Genomic DNA, 18,779 nt, shown 5'->3' with positions numbered 1-18,779 from the left:
CAGGGGCCGCGGCCGCGCGGGCTGAAAGGACAAGCGCTCATGCGAACCTCCGATCAGAGGTCATGCGAAACGGGCTTGTCACCGCGACACCGCGTGGCGGCAAGGGAGGAATTCATCGTACGCGCCGTAAGAGGGCGCGTCGAGTTCGGCATGGCTGCGCCGGACCGGCCGGCCTTGCCGTCAAACGATCAGGGCGATCGTGGCTTCCAGGTGTTCGGAAGGCGCGCGGCGGAAACCCGAGCGCGCAAAGCGCTGCAGCTGCCCGACCACGAAGGCCGTGAGCGCCGCGGCGCGCACCTGGGCATCGACGCTGGGCGTGGCCGAGCCGTCAGCGGCGGCCGCGCCGCGCAGCACCTGGCGCAGCGTGGCTTCGATCTTGTCGAAGAACTGGTTCATGCGCTGCTGCAGGCGCTCGTTCTCGTAGACCAGCGCATCGCCGACCATGACGCGCGTCATGCCGGGGTTGCGCTCGGCGAACTGCACGAGCAGGGTGAGGATGCGGGCGGCCTGCTCGCTGCCGGTGGCACCTTCGCGCTCAAGGATCTGGTTGACCAGCGTGAAGACGCTCTGCTCGATGAAATCGATGAGGCCCTCGAACATCTGGGCCTTGCTCGCGAAGTGGCGGTACAGGGCCGCCTCGCTCACCTCGAGCCGCGCGGCCAGCGCGGCGGTGGTGACCCGCTCGGCACCGGGCTGTTCCAGCATGGCGGCCAGCGCCTGCAGGATCTGCACGCGCCGCTCGCCCGGCTTGGGGCGCTTGCGCGTGGGTGCGGCGGCGGGGGTTTCCGCCGGGGTCTCTACGCCGGGGGCAGCTGTCTCTTCGTTCTGCATGGGAGCGCGTGCAAAGATGTAATCAATTGATTCTCGCACAGCGCAGTGAGCGCGCGCCTTCTGGCTTCGGAAGGCACGCGAGGGAACTCCGCAGCGCTCAGCGCGCCCGGATCATCGTGCCGTAGGCCTGGTCGGTCAGGATCTCGAGCAGCATCGCGTGCGGCACGCGGCCGTCGATGATGTGCACCGCGTTCACGCCGCTCTTGGCCGCGTCGAGCGCGCCTTCGATCTTGGGCAGCATGCCGCCGGAGATGGTGCCGTCGGCGAACAGCTCGTCGATTTCGCGCGCGCTGAGGTTGGTGAGCAGGTTGCCGTTCTTGTCGAGCACGCCGGGCGTGTTGGTCAGGAGCATGAGCTTCTCGGCCTTGAGCACCGTGGCGAGCTTGCCGGCGACAACGTCGGCGTTGATGTTGTAGCTCTCGTTCTCTTCGCCGAAGCCGATCGGGCTGACAACGGGAATGAAGGCGTCGTCCTGCAGCGCCTTGACCACGCTGGGGTCGATGGAAACGATGTCGCCCACCTGGCCCACGTCGTGGTGCACGTTGGGGTCGGTGCGGTCGGCCAGCTTGAGCTTCTGTGCGCGAATGAGGCCGCCGTCGCGCCCCGTGAGGCCCACGGCCTTGCCGCCGGCCTGGTTGATCAGGCCCACGATGTCCTGCTGCACCTCGCCGGCCAGCACCCATTCGACGACTTCCATGGTCTCGGCGTCGGTCACGCGCATGCCCTGGATGAAGCTGCCCTTCTTGCCCAGCTTGTTCAGCGCGGCCTCGATCTGCGGGCCGCCGCCATGCACCACCACCGGGTTCATGCCGACCAGCTTGAGCAGCACCACGTCTTCGGCGAAGTCGGCCTGCAGCGCCGGGTCGGTCATGGCGTTGCCGCCGTACTTGATGACGATGGTCTTGCCGTGGAACTTGCGGATGTACGGCAGCGCCTGGGCCAGGATCTCGGCCTTGTCGCGCGGAGGAATGTTGAGGACGGGATCGGTCATGGACAGTCAGGCTCCGAAGCGGTGGACGAAGGAAAGAATTCTCGCAACAAGGCGGCGGTGGCGGTCAGGGCCGCAACCAGCGCGGCACCTTGAAGCGCACGATCATCAGGTACGCCCCGACATAGGTCGTGACGAACAGAAGGCAGAACAGCATCAGCACGAAGGTGTTGTTCCAGAACAGCACGGCGGGCACCACCGACAGCGCGGCGAACATCCACAGGTAGGGCGAGGTGCGGTTGTTGCGCGCCAGCAGCTGGCGCGCCTCGTCGTCCGCGAAGGCCACGCGCACGATGCGCCGGAAGATCAGCTGGTGAAAGTGCAGCGCGTCGGCCGTGCCCGGCGACTGGCCCCGGGCCAGCTTGCGGTAGATGGAGAACAGCGTCTCCCACACCGGGTAGATCAGGAGCAGCATCGGGAACCACGGCGACACCACACGGTGGCGCTGCACCAGCGTCACGCAGGCCACGGCGATCACCATGCCCCAGACGTAGGCGCCGCCGTCGCCGGCGAAGATCTTGCCGCGCGGGTAGTTCCAGACCAGGAAACCGAAGGTGGCGCCAACCAGGCAGATCACCATCGCGGCCAGTTGCCGGTCGCCCAGCTGCAGCGCGACGTGCGAGATCGCCAGGCACACGAGCACGGCGACGGTGCCGGCCAGCCCGTTGTAGCCGTCGATGATGTTGAAGGCATGCGGCAGGCCGCCGATGGCCAGGGCCGCGAACACCAACGAGGCATACGGCAGCATCGCGAGCCAGCCGTCGAGCGTCTCGAAGCCGGTGCGCGCCACGCCCAGCCCCTGCACCCAGCACACCAGCAGCGCCGAGCCGATGGTCAGGCCCAGCCGGTAGCGCACCTTGACCTGCTGGGTCACGTCTTCGACGATGCCGCCGAGCACGGCGGGCAGGATGCACACCAGCGTGAGCATCGAGGACTTGAGCGGCCAGGCGATGTTCAGCGGCTCGATCAGGCCGGCGCCCAACCAGGCCGCACTCATGCCGAGCATGATGCCGGCCCCGCCCAGACGGGGCACGTGGCCCTTGTGGAAACGCTGGGGCATGTCGGCGCCGTAGCGGCGCGCGTGTCTGCGCGCGCGGCGCATGAACAGCTGCACCGCGATGGCGGAGACGAAGAAACTGAGGATGATCAGGGCAATCATGAGTGGGGTTGGGGGAACCCTAGAATTCCCGAGCGAAATTAGACCATGCCCACGCCCCCTTCTTCACCCCAAGCCCCGGTCACCCTGTCGATCGTGAGCCACGGCCAGCTCGCGCTGGTGCTGCCGCTGCTCGAGCAGCTCGACCGCCACAGCCGAGACTCGATCGCCAAGGTCGTGCTCACGCTGAACATTCCCGAGCCCGACCTGACCGCCGGACGCCCCTGGGGCTTCGCCATCGAGCGGATCGAGAACCCGGCGCCCCTGGGCTTCGGCGCCAACCACAACCAGGCCTTTGCGCGCTGCGACACGCCCTGGTTCCTGGTGCTCAACCCCGACATCCGCTTCGATGCCGACGTGCTGGCCCCGATGCTCGCCCAGGCCGCGCCCGATGCCGGCCTCATGACGCCGCGCATCCTGGAGTCGGGCCGCCCCGTGCCCGAGCCGCACCGCGACCTGCTGACCCCCTTCGAGATCGTGGGCCGCAAGAAGCCCGGCTACCAGCCGCCGGCCGCGCCGGCCTGGATTCCCGGCCTGTTCATGCTGTTCCGCAGCGAGGCCTACCGCCGCATCGGCGGTTTCGACGAGCGCTTCTTCATGTACGGGGAAGACTTCGACATCTGCGCCCGCACCCGGCTGGCCGGCTGGAAGCTCCAGGTGGCCGAAGACCTGCGCGCGCGCCACGACGCCCAGCGCGCCAGCCACCGCAGCAAGAAGTACCTGTACTGGCACGTGACCAGCCTGCTCAAGGTGTGGCTGTCGGGGGCCTTTTGGCGCTACTGGCGGCTGCAGCGCACCACCGCCTGAAAAAGGCGCCGCGACGTTTGCAGGGACAATCGGGGCCGAAAAGCCCCGCACCGAAGCCCGCAAGCGCCGCTTTCAACACCGACGATGACGACACCGAGCAGCCCGCCCTCCCTCCCTGAACACGCCCACCTGGTTCACCCGAAATACCGCCCGGACATCGACGGGCTGCGCGCCGTCGCGGTGCTCTCGGTGCTCGGCTACCACGCGTTCCCGCAGTGGATCAAGGGCGGCTTCATCGGCGTCGACATCTTCTTCGTCATCTCGGGCTTTTTGATCACCACCATCATCCTGGGCAGCTTCCAGGGCGACGGTTTCAGCTACCGCGAGTTCTATGCGCGTCGTGTGAAGCGGATCTTTCCGGCGCTGGCGCTGGTGCTGCTGGCCACCATGGCCTTCGGCTGGTTTTCGCTGCTGCCGCACGAATGGGAACAGCTGGGCAAGCACGTGGCCGCGGGCGCGGGCTTCGTCTCGAACTTCGCCTTCTGGAGCGAGGCCGGTTACTTCGACAACGCCGCTGAAACCAAGCCGTTGCTGCACCTGTGGTCGCTGGCCATCGAGGAGCAGTTCTACATCTTCTGGCCCGTGCTGCTGGGCCTGGCCTGGAAGCGCAAGTGGCGCATGCTCACGGTGCTCGGCACGGTGGCGGCAATGTCGTTCCTGCTCAACGTGACGACCATCCACAGCCACCGAACGGCCGCGTTCTATTCACCGCTGTCGCGCTTCTGGGAACTGATGATTGGCGGCATGCTGGCTTACGCGCGGCTGCACCGGCCACCACCGAAGCCGGGCTGGGGCCGCCACGCACAGTCGATCGCCGGGCTCGTGCTGATCATTCTGGGCCTGTGCTACATCCGCGGCGGCAAGGCCTTCCCGGGTTTCTGGGCCATCCTGCCGTCGCTGGGCGCTTTCTTTTGCATCGCCGCCGGGCCGACCGGCGTGCTGAACCGCTACGTGCTGGCCTCGAAACCGATGGTGTGGGTCGGCCTGATCAGTTACCCGCTTTATCTCTGGCACTGGCCGCTGCTGGCCTATGCCCGCATCCTCGAAGGCAAGCTGCCATCCGACGGCATCCGCGCGCTGATGCTGGTGGCGTCGTTCGTGCTCGCCTGGCTGACCTACCGTTTTGTCGAGCGCTACACGCGCCGCAGCGAAAACCCGACGGTGACGGCCGGGCTGGTGGCCGTGATGGTCGGCTTCGTGGTGCTCGGCCTGCTGGCGACCACGCGCTACTACGTGGGCCGCCACAGCGATCCGTACTTCAACAAGACTGCTGCGGCCGCCAAGGACTGGGCCTACCCGGACGGCCTGAGCCCGATCAAGGTCGACGGCGAGGTGCTGCAGCAGATCGGCCAAGGCAAGCGGCGCGTGCTGTTCTTCGGCGACAGCCACGTCGAGCAGTACGGGCCGCGCGCGGTCGAGCTCTCCAAGACCTCGTCCGGCACGCTCGATTCACTCTCCTTCGTGACCTGGGGCGCCTGCCCGCCGATTCCCAACGTGGTCGATGAGCAGAACAACGTCTGCAGCGACCGCCGCGACGGCGGCATGCGCCTGGCGATGAGCGACAAGTTCGACGCCGTCGTCTTCGGCGGCTGCTGGAACTGCTACTTCTCCCAGACCGACAAGCCCAACGCCGAGACCGCGGCGTACGACCGCTATTACTTCTTCGACGGCAAGGACAAGCGGCGCTTCATGGGCGGCGGTGGCGTGGACTTCTCGCTCAACATGCTCGAGACCGTGCTGACCACCCTGTCCAAGCACAAGCAGGTCTACCTGCTGCTGGACAACCCGGTCGGCGAGGGCTTCGGCCCCGAAGAGTTCGTGAAGGGCGGGCGCCTGGGCGACATGCAAGTGGGCAAGATGTCGCCCACCGCCCCCTGGGACCCGAAACAGAAGGCGCTGCACGAGCGCATGCGGCAGATTGCGCAGCGCAGCGGCGCCATCGTGATCGACCCGATTCCGACCCTGTGCAAAAAAGACTGGTGCACCCGCGCCGATGCCGACGCCACGCCGATCTACAAGGACGCCGGCCACCTGCGCGCCGAATACGTGCGCAAGCACGCGACCTACATGGACCCGGCGATGACGACACCAGCAACGCCGGCGCCGGCCCGCTGAGGGTCAGGCTGCGGCGGCCTCCGGGCCGCCGCAGCGCGCATCAGGACTTGTAGACCTTGCGCAGGCTGCGAATGCCCGGCAGCTTCGTCAGCGCGCCGATGAAGCGCACCATGCCCGGCGTGCTGCGACGCAGCAGGAACAACGTGATCCACAGACGCAGCTTCTTCTTGCGGCCCACATACGGGTTCGCAAAGACGATGGCCGCGTAGTCGTCGAGCACCGCCGTCATCTCGCCGCGGTACTGGTCGTCCTTCTTGATGGCCTCGATCGCCTCGTTCACGAAGAACAGCTGGAAGCGCGGCATCAGGTATTCGCGCAGGTAGTAGCGACCACGCTGGTGCTCGTCGGGGAACATCTGCAGCAGCTTCTTGAAGTACTTGAAGCGGCTGCGCACCATGCGGATGCCGAACGAGGTGCTGGCCGTGTGGATGCACCAGACCGTCACGGCCTTGTCCACGAAGTGATTGCTGTAGCCCTTGCGGAAGATGCGCAGGAACAGGTCGTCGTCTTCGTAGCCCATGAACTGCGAGTCGAAGCCGCCCACCGCGTCGAAGGCCTTGCGGCTCACGAGTGCGGCCGACGGCAGCACGAACATGTCGTAGCGCAGCAGGTCGAAGATGCTGCGCTTCGGGTGCTGCGCGTGGTCCTTGATGACGCCCGTGCGGATCACGTTGCCGTCGCCGTCCGCCTCGTACAGGTCGGCGTAGATGTAGCCGAACAGGCGGTCGTCCGCCGGGATCGACGACACCAGCGTCTCGATGTGGTTCGGCAGGTAGAAGTCGTCCTGGTCCAGGAAGCAGATGTACTCGGAGGTCGACGCTGCCACGCCCGCGTTGCGCGCCGAGCCCTGGCCGCCGTTCTCCTTGTCGAGGATGCGGAACGGGTAGCGGGCGGCCAGCCCGTCGAGCGCGGCACGCTCTTCGGGGCGGGAGCCGTCGTTGACCACGATCACCTCGTGTGCGGGCACCGACTGCTCGAACACGCTGCGCACCGAGCGCTCGATGAAATCGGCACCGTTGTAGAACGGAATGATGACCACAACGCTCGGCCAGGCCGGCGGCTCGCTGGGCCGGGGAGAGTTCATGGGGGTGAGGGTGGAATTCATTCTTTTGGTGTCAGACAGATTCGAAAAGATCGCGGACCACGCCGCGCACCCCGCGGCCGAACTTGTCGTAGCGGCCGGTCATGGCCTCACGCAGGATCGGCACGCACCGGGCCAGGCGCGAGGCGGGCAAGGCGGCGCGAAAGCGCTGGTGCACGATCTTGCTGCGCACCTTGTCGATGATCTCGGGGGGCACGCGGTCGCCCAGCTGGAGCAAGCGCTCCAGCAACAGCTCGGCCTTGATCGCGCGCTCGACGTGCGTGTTGCCGCGCGAGGCCAGCGCCTTGCGCACCTTTTCCTTGTAGGTGTCGCGGCGGGCGCCGATCTGGTTGGACTCGTGCTGGCGGTAGTCGATGAGCGGCGCTTCCAGCAGGTCGACCCGCGACGTCGTCGACGCGACGATGGCCAGCCACTCGTCGTGCACCCATTCGACGGGCAGCGGCAGCGCATCGGCGAGCAGAGAGCGACGGAAAACCGTGGTGGCACCGGTCACGAGGTTGCGGCGCAGAAACACGTCGAAGGCCCGGCCGGTGTGAATCCGCTCGATTTCGGACGGCGTGACCTCCAGCGCATGGAACAGCGTATTGCCCAGGTCGCGGCCTTGCGAATCCACCAGGCGCGCGTCGGTGTGCAGCAGCCACAGGTTGTCGTTCTGCACGAAAGGCGCCACCATCCGCTCGAGCCGGTCGGGCACCCACACGTCGTCCTGGTCGCTCAGCGCGATCAGGTCGCCCGTGCAGGCCGAGATGGCCTGCTCGAAATTCTTGACGACCCGCAGGGCCACGGGGTTCTCAAAGACCCGCAAGACGATGGGCGGCCCGGGGCGCTCTGCTGCACATTCAGCGACCGCGGCGCGCACGACCTCGACCGAGCCATCGCGCGAGGCATCGTCGGACAGCACGATCTCGACCGGCGGGCGGGTCTGCAGGCAGATGCTGCGCACCTGCTCACGCAGGAAGCGGGCGCCGTTGTAGGTGCACAGGGCGACGGAGACTTCAAGGGGATGGGAACTGCGCATGGGTTGATCGATTCTTCTGTGGGGCATGCTGCCGATGGCAGCCGCAACCCGGCCGATCGGGGGAGCGGTGGGCTCTTCCATGGTTACGAATTGCAGGGGAACCGGAGCCGGTAAAATTATCTCTCAGTTGATACTCTGAATAAAATGCGCGGGCTCGCACGAGCACCGTTCCGGCCCTACGGCCATAGCCCTCCAAGAAATCCCGCTTGATCTCCTCGGCCACGAAGCGCTTTTGCTCATCGCCGTGTCATGCGGCGGTGGGAACCTGACCCTGGACATCACCGTCCGCATGGCAGACAACGACACTGACGCACACGCATGAGCCAAGTTCATTCCAATCTCCACCGAAGCCCCCTGGCCGACTGGTGGGAAGGCACCCGCCGCACCGACATCTGGTGGACGCTGGCATGGTTCGACGTGGTGCTGCGCTATCGCCGCTCCATGCTGGGGCCGCTCTGGCTCACGTTGAGCATGGGCATCATGATCGGCGGCATGGGCCCGCTGTATGCCTCGCTCTTCGGCACCCAGCTGGACAAGTTCTTCCCGCACTTGGCGCTCGGCGTGATCTTCTGGGGTTTCTTCTCCGCCATCGTCACCGATGCCTGTAACGCCTTCGTCGGCGCCTCCAACTATTTGAAGCAGGGCTACTTTCCCATCAGCCTCTTCGTGTGGCGAGGCCTCGGGCGCAACCTGATCCAGTTCGCCCACCAGATCGTGCTGTACATCCCCGTCGCCCTCTGGGCCGGCGTCTCGCTGTCGTGGTCGGTTCTCCTGGTCATTCCGGCCTTCCTGATCCTCATCGTCAACGCCCATGCGCTCGGCCTGCTGCTGGGCCTCATTTGCACCCGCTACCGCGACGTGACCCAGATCATCACGAGCATCATGCAGATGCTGATGTTCCTCACGCCCGTGTTCTGGCTCCCAGAGAACCTCCCGAGCCGTGCCAAGTACGTGCTGTGGAACCCCTTCGCGCAGATGCTCGACCTGCTGCGCACACCGCTGATGGGCGGCGAGGCCCACCTTCACAGTTGGATCGGTATCGGCGTGTGGACCACCCTGTGCCTGACCGCCGCGAGCGTGATGTTCGTCAAATACCGTCGCCGCGTCGTTTACTGGCTCTGATCCATGGCATCCATTTCACTTAAAAACGTTTCGGTCAGCTTCCCCATCTACGGGGCAGGCTCGGTGTCGCTCAAGAAGACGCTGGCGGCGTCCGTCACCGGCGGGCGCTTCGGCAAGGAGACCGGGGTCACCGTGGTGCAGGCGCTCAGCGGCCTCAACCTCGAGCTCAAGAGCGGCGACCGGCTGGGGCTGATCGGCCACAACGGCGCGGGCAAGTCGACGCTGCTGCGTACGCTGGCGGGCGTCTACGAGCCCTCGTCGGGCGAGTTCACGCGCCAGGGCTCGGTGGCCAGCCTGATCGACCCCGCGCTGGGCATCGAGATGGATGCCACCGGCATCGAGAACATCATGCTGCGCGGCCTCGTGATGGGCATGAGCAAGAAAGAGGTTGACCGGCTCACGCCCGATATCTGCGAATTCAGCGGGCTGGGCGAGTACGTCAACATGCCCGTTCGCACCTACTCGACCGGCATGATGATGCGGCTCGCGTTCTCCATCTCGACCAGCGTCGAAGCCGACATCCTGCTGATGGACGAATGGCTGTCGGTGGGCGATGCTGCGTTCACCGAGAAGGCCGAGAAGCGGATGCGCGACGTGGTGTCGAAGTCGGGGATTCTGGTGCTGGCTTCGCACTCTCCGGAGCTGATTGCGAAGGAGTGCAATCGGGTGATTCATATGGAGCATGGGCGGATCGTCGAGAGCTAGGACGGCACGGCGCGGTCTCGCCGCCCCGATATCCGACCGTTGTCTGCGGCCAGTGACCGCGACTGGATCATGAGACGCGGTCTTCGTGGTTGCGCGGAGCCACATCGGTGCTGAGCGCGGTTACGCCAGCAGCAGCGACGTTAAGGTTTGGCTTGCAGGAAAAGCATCGTTTCCGGCGTATTGCGGCCCTTGATTTCGTAGTTGGCAAGGACATTGCCAAGATCAATGTTCAGCCCGGGATTCGAAAATCCGCCCACACCGAGAAATACGCATTCAAGACGCCCCTTGACGAAGGCTTCGACGATAGCTTGCTGATCGCTCTTGAGCAGGATTTCCACAATGCCTGGCCCCCTGAGAGGCGACGCAAGCCCTGACTCAGCGTAGTAGATGCCTTGGCGCTGGGAAAGAATCAGGCATTCACGCTTGCCAATGCTAAGTGCCTTGATCAAATCGAGTTCGCTCGCAACGAACGGCTCTTCGACTTGCCCGTGCGTTTCGAGTTGCGCCCAAACCTTTGTGAGCAGAAACGGCACTCTGCTCACAAAGCTGGTTGCCGCCAGCAAAAGCATTGCGACTGCGACGACGGGCAGAGCCAGCTGTACGCGTGGCAATGCCTTTGCGCGCACACCACGAAGCAAATGATCTGCCCCGAATGCGGCGAGCACCACAGCAGGCCAGCATACTGTGACAAGGTTCAAGATGTGCGCACGACCAGCGTAGTACACAAAGAGGCCCAGTCCCAACATGCTGAGATAAAACATGACATCAGCCCGCACTTGAGCGCCACGCCGCCGCCAGATGCCAAGGGAAACAACCAACCCGGCAAGGTACACACCCAAGATTGACATCCAAGGATGCACTTTGGTCGGCAACGGAAGCATCATGAGACCGAGTTCGATAAAGATTCGCTGGTACTCGAACAACGCACGAAAATTGAGCGGGCCGTCAGCCTTCAGAGCCATCACGGCGAGCGATACGCTCACGACCGCCGTAGCGACGACCACGTGAATGGCAATTGCTGCAGCGAAGGAGCGCGAAGTCCAACGGTCTCGCAATTCGTTTGAAGGCTCTGACCCCGGGAAGATGATCATTGCCCACTGCGCCACGAGATAGGCACCGAACGCAACAACGATAAAGAGCCCCGAATCGACGTTCCAGAGTAGACCGATGGCCGAGAGCAGCGACATCGCCGCACATCGCAATAGCGTCCGTCTGCACGTAAACCAATAGAACACAAGCACAGACATTGCTGGCCAGAAGAATCGAATAGGCCAGTACTGGTAGTAGCGCTCATCTATGCCAGCGAAGTACAAGACCGTCTCGAACGTCACCATCACAAGTGCTAGGCCCGCCAGCAGCAGCAGCAACCGGCTCCTCACAAGCTTGGAAGTGACAAAGAACAGCCCAGCCATCGACGCCACCTGCATCAATGCAAAAAGAACGCTCAACTGCAGCACCGAGAGTCCCACGACACGGAACATCGGAGCCAGCATGTGCGGGAACAGCCCGTATTGGGACGGCAAGTCAGCAAGCAGCGTCTTCCCTGCAACCACTTGGCTCAGCGCAAAAAAGACCGGATCGGCATGCGTCGACCAGACACCGCTTCGCGTAACCGACGCAAAGCTGACAACCCGCCAAGACAACAACTGAAGCAGAACAGCTGCACCAAAGATCAACCAAGCCAGAAGCAGTGTGTTCCCGCGCCACGCACCATACAGGCGCACTCGCTCAAGCCGAGCAAACCATACGCACCACCCTATCGCCACGACAAGGCTCGCAGCAACTCGAAGACCCATGTGCGGATTGATCTCGCCATATCGACCGAGCAGCGTGACAACGAAGTCAGAGCCGAGAAACGGCAAGTAGAGCATCAAGGCAACAAGCCATGGCAGCGATAACGCAAGCGGCCGGGCGGTCAAATGCTCAAAGTTGGGAGCCTTCAATGTGACCCAGACAGCCAACACCGGTATCGTGACGGCAAGCAATCCAAAAACAAGACGCTCGGTTGGCTTCGGCGCGATGTAGTCCTTGTACGCGTCGATGATCAAGCTGGCAGAAGATGCAATATTTGGCGTCTGAACGCCTATCGCCATAACCAAAGCGACTGCCAGCAACACGGTGCCAATCGCAAGAAAGATGAAGATGGTCTGCGCCCGAACCGTGTCTTTGTGGAGAAATTTCGTCAAGTTCGGTAGTCGTCGTTCATTGAGGTTGTGGCGATCTATTGAACATGACAAGCCATCGCTCCGCGGGACATTGCAACTCAAATGAGTTGCAGTGCTCGAAGAATCGTGGCACCTTGGTGCTGCCATCCAAACTTCAGCAGCGCGTCCCGCCTGGCTTCGGTCGCCATCGCTTCATAGGACTCACTTCGGTCTATGGCGCTCAAGATTGATGCGGTCCATTCGTGGGCTTTCGCCAAGTAGCCGTTCTCGCCTTCGCGAATAGCGCCGCGGTAAGTGAAGCTCGGCGAGGCAATGCTCAGAGTACCAACGCTGGCCGCCTCAAAGTACTTCAGTTCGGATTTGCAGTCAGTAAAAGCGTTTGATTGCAACGGCATCAGGTTGAACTCGACTGCTCCCAGCAGACGCTGGAGGTTCACGTAATCGTGAAAAGGCTGTCGACTGACGCGATCAGCAAACTCTCGCATCCTGGGGCCATGCTCAATGTAGCCAACCACCATGACTTCCACGTTCGGGCGCTGTGCGAGTACTTCGGCCAATGCCGGCTCCACGATGGCGTAGTCGAGTCGGTGCGATGGCGAGCCGCTGAAATAACCAAGACAGATTTTCTCGTCGCCGACAAAGCGCATGCGCTGCTTGGCAGCAAAGACATCTTCCGCGACAGCCAGCTGCTCCTTGTTCATGAAGTTTGGCACGACGAACGCCGGAAGGCCGGAGTAATCCGTAATCTTCTGCGCAAGAAATTCGTTGGTGGTGATGGCACCGTCGCAAAGACGCAGCGTCTGGCCCATGCGCGCGATCATCGCAAACCAATCGTCCCAAAGCCCCTTCTGCGCGACGTCAAGGCCCAGCGTGGCAACCACCAAGTGCGCATAGTCGGTGTCGAAAACCAAGTCATCGACATCGAACAGCACACGCTTGCGGCGTGCGCGGAACTTCGCGATCAATCCGTTGACCCGATGGCAATAGCGCGAACGACAAATTACCAGCACGCCTGCAGCATCTGCGATCTCATCGAAGCGCGCTACATCCGACAGGAAAAAGTAGCTGGCCGAGACATTGCTTTCGTCAGCCTCATTGAGCACTTGGGCCATGTTGTAGGCACGGTAGCGGAAGGTGCTGTTGTTCGGCTCTTCGTAGAAATAGGCGACGCGAACCTTGCGACGATGCAGCATCGCCAGCCGTGCCGAGAGCGGCTGAAGCCACGGGTCCGAATAGGGAACCTGAGGAATATCCAGAGAAAACATTAGCGCGCCGCTGTGAGCAACTGGAGCGTTTCCTCGAACGCCGCGGCCCAGTCTGCGCCGAGTGCGTTGGCCGAGAAGTTGCGGCTACGCGTTTGCTGGTCTTCCGCAAGCGCTACACCAGTTCGAAGAGCCTCCACCAATGCCTCGGTATCGAGTTCGGCGCAAATGATATTGCGCGAGTAGTTGGACAGGTCCTGCTTATTGGCGAACTTGTTGGTCACCACGATCGCACCACTCGCAGCCAGATCCAGGGGCGGATAGCTAGGGTGCGGCGTATACATCAAGGAAAGCCCCAGGTCGATTGTTCCGGCAAGATCTGCGTAAGCTTTCCATTCCAGGCCCTCACAGCGCTGGGGCACGTAACCGTCGCCGAATGTCACATTCGGGATGTCTTTTCCAACAAGAAACACCTCCCACTCATTGAGATCGAGAACGCCTTGATTGATCGCGCGATCAATCACATCGAGGCCGATGTGAAAGAGATTGCGCGGATTGTTCTGTCGCGCATAGAAAAAGAAACGCTTCTTTTCGCCCGGAACACGCTCACGCTCGTGAAACAGCGTTTTCGGGAACGCCGGCTCGAACCAGCTCGCACTGCGATTCAAATTCTCCAAGCCAGATGCAATGAGGTGGTCGTACAGCAGTCTTGTGTTGATGACAAACCGAATGTCCTGGGTAGAGAGCACACGTTCGCATTGGACCCGCTGCTCTCCAAAGGGGTAAAACATCCGTTCGTCCTCCTGGAGGAGGTAGATGATCGAAGCGCGCGGAACACTGGGCAACGTTGCGGCTGTTGTCCACCAAGAGGTCGTGATGAACAGTTCGTCCGGGTGGATATCCAAACCCGGGGCCACAGGGTCGGTTTGCGGTTTTTCTGAAGCGGCCTCTAAGCCGGACACCACGGGTGGCAAAAATGCAAACTGAACTTCATGAATCAACTCAATGCCATACGCCCCCAGGATCTGTGCAACGTTCGACGGCGATGGCTCTTCGGTACGGGTCACAATTCGCAGTGTTGCACTCAACCGATTGGCCAGCTGTGCCGCTAACAGCATGGCCGTTCCGACGCCGCCAAACAGGCTGCCACGACCAATACTGTCGGTAATCAGGCTGATTCTTCGCGTCGAGGAAGCCGGTATCAGGAAAGTTTCCAAGGGCTGAATCGCCAAGAAGTACCCAGCCGTAACGTCGTTCGCCTTCATGATCGGGTCGACAGCGTTGATGGCTGCGGCTACCTCTCCCCTTCCCAGACTCGGTCGCCCGGCTACCGCACGCCCCAGCTTGGCACGAAACAGTCTCACAACGGCCCCTGTGCCCTGTTCCTTCCAAAACGAAAAAAACCTTCTCACTCGCTCGTTCATCGCTCCGATTTCCTTGTTCTATATCTCTGGGGCTACGCTTTCACACACCACCCATCGGTCTATTCGGGTGTGGCATTTTTCATTCAGGACTGATCGAAGTTTAGGCGTTCGCGCTCTACAACCAACGGGCGTTTCATGACATGCGTAAGAATCGCCCCGACGTACTCCCCCAGCAATCCGATGAAGAACAACTGCACGGAGGCGAAGAAGAACATGCCGATAAGAATCGGCGCCAAGCCGGCCGAAAACTGACTCCAGAAGACGACTTTCAACAGAAGATAGAGCAACGAAACGGCAAGACTGAGACCGGAAAGGGCAAACCCGGCCATCGTCGCGATGCGCAAGGGAACCCTCGAATGCGAGGTAATCCCGAGCATCGCGATGTCGTAGAGGGTATAGAAGTTGTTCTTGGTGATGCCGCGTTTTCGGCGCGGCTGGTTGTAGGACACCTGCACCGCTTCGAAACCCACCTCGGAAACCAGCCCGCGCAGATAGGGGTACGGGTCGTCAATGCGGCGTAACACCTCCAGCACCTGTCTGTCGTAGAGGCCAAAGCCAGTGAAGTTCTGAATCAGCTTGACATCCGCGATGCGTGTCACCGTCCGATAGTAGGCCCTGCGAATTGCGAACATCAGTCCGGATTCGTCTGCGGAGGGCTTGACGCCCACCACCAGCTTCGCGCCCTGCAGCCATCTTTCAATGAACTCCTTCATGAGTTCGGGGGGATCCTGCAGGTCGGCCACAAGCAGAATCGCTGCGTCCCCACGCGCCTGCAGCAGCCCGTGAAAAGGTGAGCGGATATGACCGAAGTTCCGCGCATTCAGAATGACCTTGACGCCAGAGTCCGTCGCCGCCAATTCGCGCAGAAGGGTTGGCGTCTTGTCCGTGGAAGCGTTGTCGATGAACAGATGCTCATAAGTCACTCCCTCGATGGTCGCAAAGACCGCGCGGACCTGACGGTAAACCTCTTCGACGTTGTCTTCCTCGTTGTAGCAAGGCGTGACGACGGTGATATGTTTCATGACGTTCCAAAAACGAATCGACGCTGCAGCACAAACGAGATCAGCGCCAAAGGAAGGATGACCAAGGCATTTGCAACATAGACATTAAGCCCTGCACGCAGTAACAGTGCCACTGCACCGATGTTGATCAAATACACCAGAACGTAGGCAGCAACGAAGCGCCATAGCAACGACAGCGGCGCGCCACCAAACACCAACCGCCCGGTACTTTGAAAGTTGAATGCAACACCGGCGATCGTGGCCAACCCGATGGCCAACGGGTAGGGCAACCCCGCCCAGGAGAGCACAGCAAAAAGCGCGTAGCCGACGGCCGTATTCAGGCCGCCAACCACGAGAAAGCGAAGCAGCTGCGAATTCAGCACTTCACGTGACTTTCCATTTCTCAGCGAAAGGCAGTACACGTTCACGCACGGTCGCAAGGTCGAGTCCGTGCTCGCGCATCGCATGTACGTGACTGCCGCAGGTTTCGGAGAAGCGCTCGCCGATGCCAATGCGAAGAACAGGAAGCGGTGCGAGTTCGGAGATCGCCTCAAGCACGGCCCCGCCCAAACCTCCCGCCGCAGAATGCTCCTCCAACGTAACGAACGCCGAGGCACTTGCGGCCATCTCCGTCAGCTGACTTGCATCAAGTGGCTTGATCCATGGTGCGCTCCAGACCGAGGCATCTAACTCGTCGCCCAACGCACAGGCCGACTTCACCATAGAGCCGGTCGCAATGAGGTTGACGGAGTGGCCGCCCTTGCGAACCTGTACCAACCCACCACGCCGAAGTTGCGGCGGAGCTTGGTGGACTGCTCCGATGTCGGCCTTGCCCATACGGAAGTACACCGGGCTCTTCTGCGCCAGCGCCATTCTCATACCGACCGTCAACTCGTGCGCATCGCACGGAGACAAGATGTCGATGTACGGAACCGCACGAAGACACGCAATATCTTCAAAGCTCTGGTGACTCGTCCCCAGCGTGCTGTAAACCAGACCCGCTCCGTCGCCCGTGAAAATCACCGGCAACTGTTCGTAGCAAACGTCGATCTTGATCTGCTCGAGCACGCGTACCGGCACGAACGCACTCAGCCCATAGACGATGGGGCGAAGGCCGGCCTTCGCCAGCCCGGCGGCCACCCCGACCATGTTTTGCTCGGCGATTCCCGCATTGATGTACTGATTCGGACAACGCTTGCGAAATTCGTCAAACAGCGCGTAGCCGTGATCTCCGGTCAGAAGAATCACCCGCTCGTCATTGGTCGCCGCTTCGATCAGCGCGTTGGAAAATGCGGCCCTCATTGGGGTGCTCCTTCGAGCTCGCGCAGCGCTTTCGCGTAGAGATCTTGGTTCAGGCGGGAGTAATGCCAGGCATTGACGTTTTCCATATAAGAAACGCCCTTCCCTTTGACCGTTTGCGCCACCAGCGCTTTGGGACGCCCGCTCTTGATGGACTCCAATTTTTCGATGGCGGCCGATATGGCATCCATGTCATGCCCATCGACTTTCAGCACGTCAAAGTCGAACGCCGAAAACTTTGCGCTGATGCTCCCGAGTTGCATCACTTCGTCGGTGGTCCCCATCGCCTGGAAACCGTTGGCGTCGACGATGACCATGAGGTTGTCCAGCTTTGCATGAGCGGCGAAGAGCATCGCCTCCCAGATCGAGCCCTCGTTAATCTCGCCATCACCGACGATGGCGTAGCACTTTTGCCCAGTCTTTCCGCGTGCGGCCGCCAGCGCGAGCCCAACGCCAACCGAGAGCCCGTGCCCCAAGGTGCCGGAGGTCACTTCGCATCCCGGTACATGTGCATCCGAGAGTCCTTTGAGTCGAGAGCCGTCGTGAAAGTAGGCATCGATGTCGTTGCGACCGATCCATCCCAATTCGTACAGGCAAGCATATTGCGCCATGACTCCATGGCCTTTGCTCAGCACCAGATAGTCTCGCGAAGGGTCGTCGGGATTGGACTCGTCGTAGCGCATGTGACGGCCGTAAAGGCGCGACAGCAGTTCGATGATCGAGAACGCGCAACCCAGATGGACGGCGTTACCTGCAAACGCCATCTCGACCACGGTCCTGCGCAGGCTGGAAGGGTTGAATTGAGGTTTCATGTTGGAGCGTTTGATAAGGAGCTTGAAGCTTTTTGCCATGCAAGCGTTCGCCGAATTCCTTCTTCGAGATCAACCGCATTGCGCAGCTCAAGCTCAGTGGTTGTACGTCGCAAGTCCGGTACATAGCAGGGCCCTGCAAGGCCCGGTGCAGCCTGCCCGGCGACGCGAGGCGGCACGCCGGTGCCAGCCAATCGGGTGATCCGTGCAGCCAGCTCTGCAATGGTGATTTTGACGTCACCGCCGATGTTGTAGGCGCGACCGGGCGCACCGAGCACCAGACTGCTGAGCAACCAGCGCGCCATGTCGCCTGCGTATTGATAAGTCCGCACAGCTTGCCCAGTGCCCTGTATGACGATGCCTTCGCCGCTCGCAGCCGTCGCGATGAATTGAGCAGCCGCCGCGCCGCTCGAAGGCAGCAGACAGGGACCGATGAACGCGAAGCACCGCGCGACCAGCACCTCAAAAGGCCAAGGCTGCATGACCACAGCTTCCGCGCGACGCTTCGCGCGCGTGTAGCCATTGACAGCCTCCTCGTCGCTCCAGGTCAACTCTTCGGACAACACCGCAGGCGATCCTTGCGTGCCATAGACGGCGCCCGAACTGACATGGAGTAAACGCCGAGCGCCGCGAGCTGCTGCAAATTCGCAGACTCTGCGTGCACCAGCATCAGCGAGCCGCACGAGCTCAGCATCGCCCGACTGCGGGGCAGCCACCGGCAAGGCGGCATGAATCACCGACGAGAACACTCCAGCCGGAAACTCGAAGTCGACGATGTCCCCCTGAACAAGTCTTACAGCCGATGCGTTTGCCAAGTGCGCACTGGAGCGAGCGAACCTGTCGGGCTCGCGTGTCAGCACCGTCAACGCAAGGCCAAGCTCCATTCGGCGGTCGGCATGCAACAAGCACTCCAACAACCACTTGCCGACAAAGCCCGTGCCGCCGGTCATGAAGACCGCTTGCCCACGCAAACCGTCCCACACCTTGTCCGACGTCAGGCGCAAGATCTCTTCGAGATCCTGCCTCGACACCGGC

17 protein-coding genes are annotated in these 18,779 nt (G+C 62.1%); 4 read left to right on the top strand and 13 right to left on the bottom strand.

Going from position 1 to position 18,779, the window contains the following annotated elements:
- Window positions 1–180 precede the first annotated feature (180 nt).
- The 3 genes from slmA to IG196_RS02300 all read right to left on the bottom strand — a co-directional run bounded on the left by slmA (window position 181) and on the right by IG196_RS02300 (window position 2,978).
- The gene (slmA, locus tag IG196_RS02310) at window positions 181–831 is read right to left on the bottom strand and encodes a nucleoid occlusion factor SlmA (RefSeq protein WP_192194860.1); all 651 of its coding nucleotides are present in this window, start codon (window positions 829–831) and stop codon (window positions 181–183) included.
- Window positions 832–928: 97 nt separating this feature from the next.
- Complete coding sequence (argB, locus tag IG196_RS02305; RefSeq protein ID WP_099794950.1) at window positions 929–1,822, bottom strand: acetylglutamate kinase; 894 nt, start codon at window positions 1,820–1,822, stop codon at window positions 929–931.
- Window positions 1,823–1,886: 64 nt separating this feature from the next.
- Entirely contained in the window at window positions 1,887–2,978 is a 1,092-nt protein-coding gene (locus tag IG196_RS02300; protein ID WP_101488576.1) for a glycosyltransferase family 4 protein, read from the bottom strand.
- Between the two features lie 45 nt (window positions 2,979–3,023).
- Between IG196_RS02300 and IG196_RS02295 the strand changes: the two genes are divergently transcribed.
- Both IG196_RS02295 and IG196_RS02290 read left to right on the top strand, forming a co-directional pair.
- Complete coding sequence (locus IG196_RS02295) at window positions 3,024–3,782, top strand: glycosyltransferase family 2 protein (protein ID WP_192194858.1); 759 nt, start codon at window positions 3,024–3,026, stop codon at window positions 3,780–3,782.
- A gap of 84 nt (window positions 3,783–3,866) precedes the next feature.
- Window positions 3,867–5,897: an acyltransferase family protein gene (locus IG196_RS02290; RefSeq protein WP_192194857.1), complete on the top strand. Its 2,031-nt coding sequence runs from the start codon at window positions 3,867–3,869 to the stop codon at window positions 5,895–5,897.
- Between the two features lie 40 nt (window positions 5,898–5,937).
- Here IG196_RS02290 and IG196_RS02285 read toward each other — a convergent pair whose 3' ends face one another.
- Both IG196_RS02285 and IG196_RS02280 read right to left on the bottom strand, forming a co-directional pair.
- The gene (locus IG196_RS02285; protein WP_225616904.1) at window positions 5,938–6,981 is read right to left on the bottom strand and encodes a glycosyltransferase family 2 protein; all 1,044 of its coding nucleotides are present in this window, start codon (window positions 6,979–6,981) and stop codon (window positions 5,938–5,940) included.
- A 31-nt stretch (window positions 6,982–7,012) separates the two neighbouring features.
- Complete coding sequence (locus tag IG196_RS02280) at window positions 7,013–8,017, bottom strand: glycosyltransferase family 2 protein (protein WP_192194854.1); 1,005 nt, start codon at window positions 8,015–8,017, stop codon at window positions 7,013–7,015.
- A gap of 318 nt (window positions 8,018–8,335) precedes the next feature.
- On the opposite strand from IG196_RS02280, the gene IG196_RS02275 reads away from it, so the two are divergent.
- Together IG196_RS02275 and IG196_RS02270 are read left to right on the top strand one after the other, a co-directional pair.
- Window positions 8,336–9,139 (top strand): ABC transporter permease, encoded by an 804-nt coding sequence (locus tag IG196_RS02275; protein WP_192194853.1) that lies wholly within the window; start codon window positions 8,336–8,338, stop codon window positions 9,137–9,139.
- A 3-nt stretch (window positions 9,140–9,142) separates the two neighbouring features.
- The gene (locus tag IG196_RS02270) at window positions 9,143–9,844 is read left to right on the top strand and encodes an ABC transporter ATP-binding protein (protein WP_062471155.1); all 702 of its coding nucleotides are present in this window, start codon (window positions 9,143–9,145) and stop codon (window positions 9,842–9,844) included.
- A 140-nt stretch (window positions 9,845–9,984) separates the two neighbouring features.
- Here the strand turns inward: IG196_RS02270 and IG196_RS02265 are convergent, their stop codons facing one another.
- From IG196_RS02265 to IG196_RS02230, 8 genes are all read right to left on the bottom strand, one after another.
- Window positions 9,985–12,030 carry a hypothetical protein gene (locus IG196_RS02265; RefSeq protein WP_192194851.1) on the bottom strand — a complete coding sequence of 682 codons (2,046 nt, stop codon included), beginning with the start codon at window positions 12,028–12,030 and terminating at the stop codon, window positions 9,985–9,987.
- Between the two features lie 77 nt (window positions 12,031–12,107).
- Entirely contained in the window at window positions 12,108–13,274 is a 1,167-nt protein-coding gene (locus tag IG196_RS02260) for a glycosyltransferase (protein ID WP_192194849.1), read from the bottom strand.
- Window positions 13,274–14,476 carry a hypothetical protein gene (locus IG196_RS02255; RefSeq protein ID WP_225616903.1) on the bottom strand — a complete coding sequence of 401 codons (1,203 nt, stop codon included), beginning with the start codon at window positions 14,474–14,476 and terminating at the stop codon, window positions 13,274–13,276. Before IG196_RS02255 ends, IG196_RS02260 begins: the two co-directional genes overlap by 1 nt.
- 242 nt (window positions 14,477–14,718) lie before the next feature.
- Window positions 14,719–15,657 carry a glycosyltransferase family 2 protein gene (locus tag IG196_RS02250; RefSeq protein ID WP_192194847.1) on the bottom strand — a complete coding sequence of 313 codons (939 nt, stop codon included), beginning with the start codon at window positions 15,655–15,657 and terminating at the stop codon, window positions 14,719–14,721.
- Complete coding sequence (locus tag IG196_RS02245; protein WP_225616902.1) at window positions 15,654–16,019, bottom strand: GtrA family protein; 366 nt, start codon at window positions 16,017–16,019, stop codon at window positions 15,654–15,656. Before IG196_RS02245 ends, IG196_RS02250 begins: the two co-directional genes overlap by 4 nt.
- Window position 16,020: 1 nt before the next feature.
- The gene (locus IG196_RS02240) at window positions 16,021–16,938 is read right to left on the bottom strand and encodes a transketolase family protein (protein WP_192194844.1); all 918 of its coding nucleotides are present in this window, start codon (window positions 16,936–16,938) and stop codon (window positions 16,021–16,023) included.
- Window positions 16,935–17,786: a transketolase gene (locus tag IG196_RS02235; protein ID WP_225616901.1), complete on the bottom strand. Its 852-nt coding sequence runs from the start codon at window positions 17,784–17,786 to the stop codon at window positions 16,935–16,937. The genes IG196_RS02240 and IG196_RS02235 overlap by 4 nt, the downstream gene beginning before the upstream one ends.
- Complete coding sequence (locus tag IG196_RS02230) at window positions 17,744–18,748, bottom strand: NAD-dependent epimerase/dehydratase family protein (RefSeq protein WP_192194842.1); 1,005 nt, start codon at window positions 18,746–18,748, stop codon at window positions 17,744–17,746. Before IG196_RS02230 ends, IG196_RS02235 begins: the two co-directional genes overlap by 43 nt.
- Window positions 18,749–18,779 lie beyond the last annotated feature (31 nt).

The sequence above is a fragment of the Variovorax sp. 38R genome (assembly GCF_014843395.1).
In the GTDB taxonomy this organism is placed as follows: Bacteria; Pseudomonadota; Gammaproteobacteria; order Burkholderiales; family Burkholderiaceae_C; genus Variovorax; species Variovorax paradoxus_H.
The sequence above is the reverse complement of the archived record's forward strand: the minus strand, read 5'-3'. Positions and strand labels throughout refer to the sequence as shown.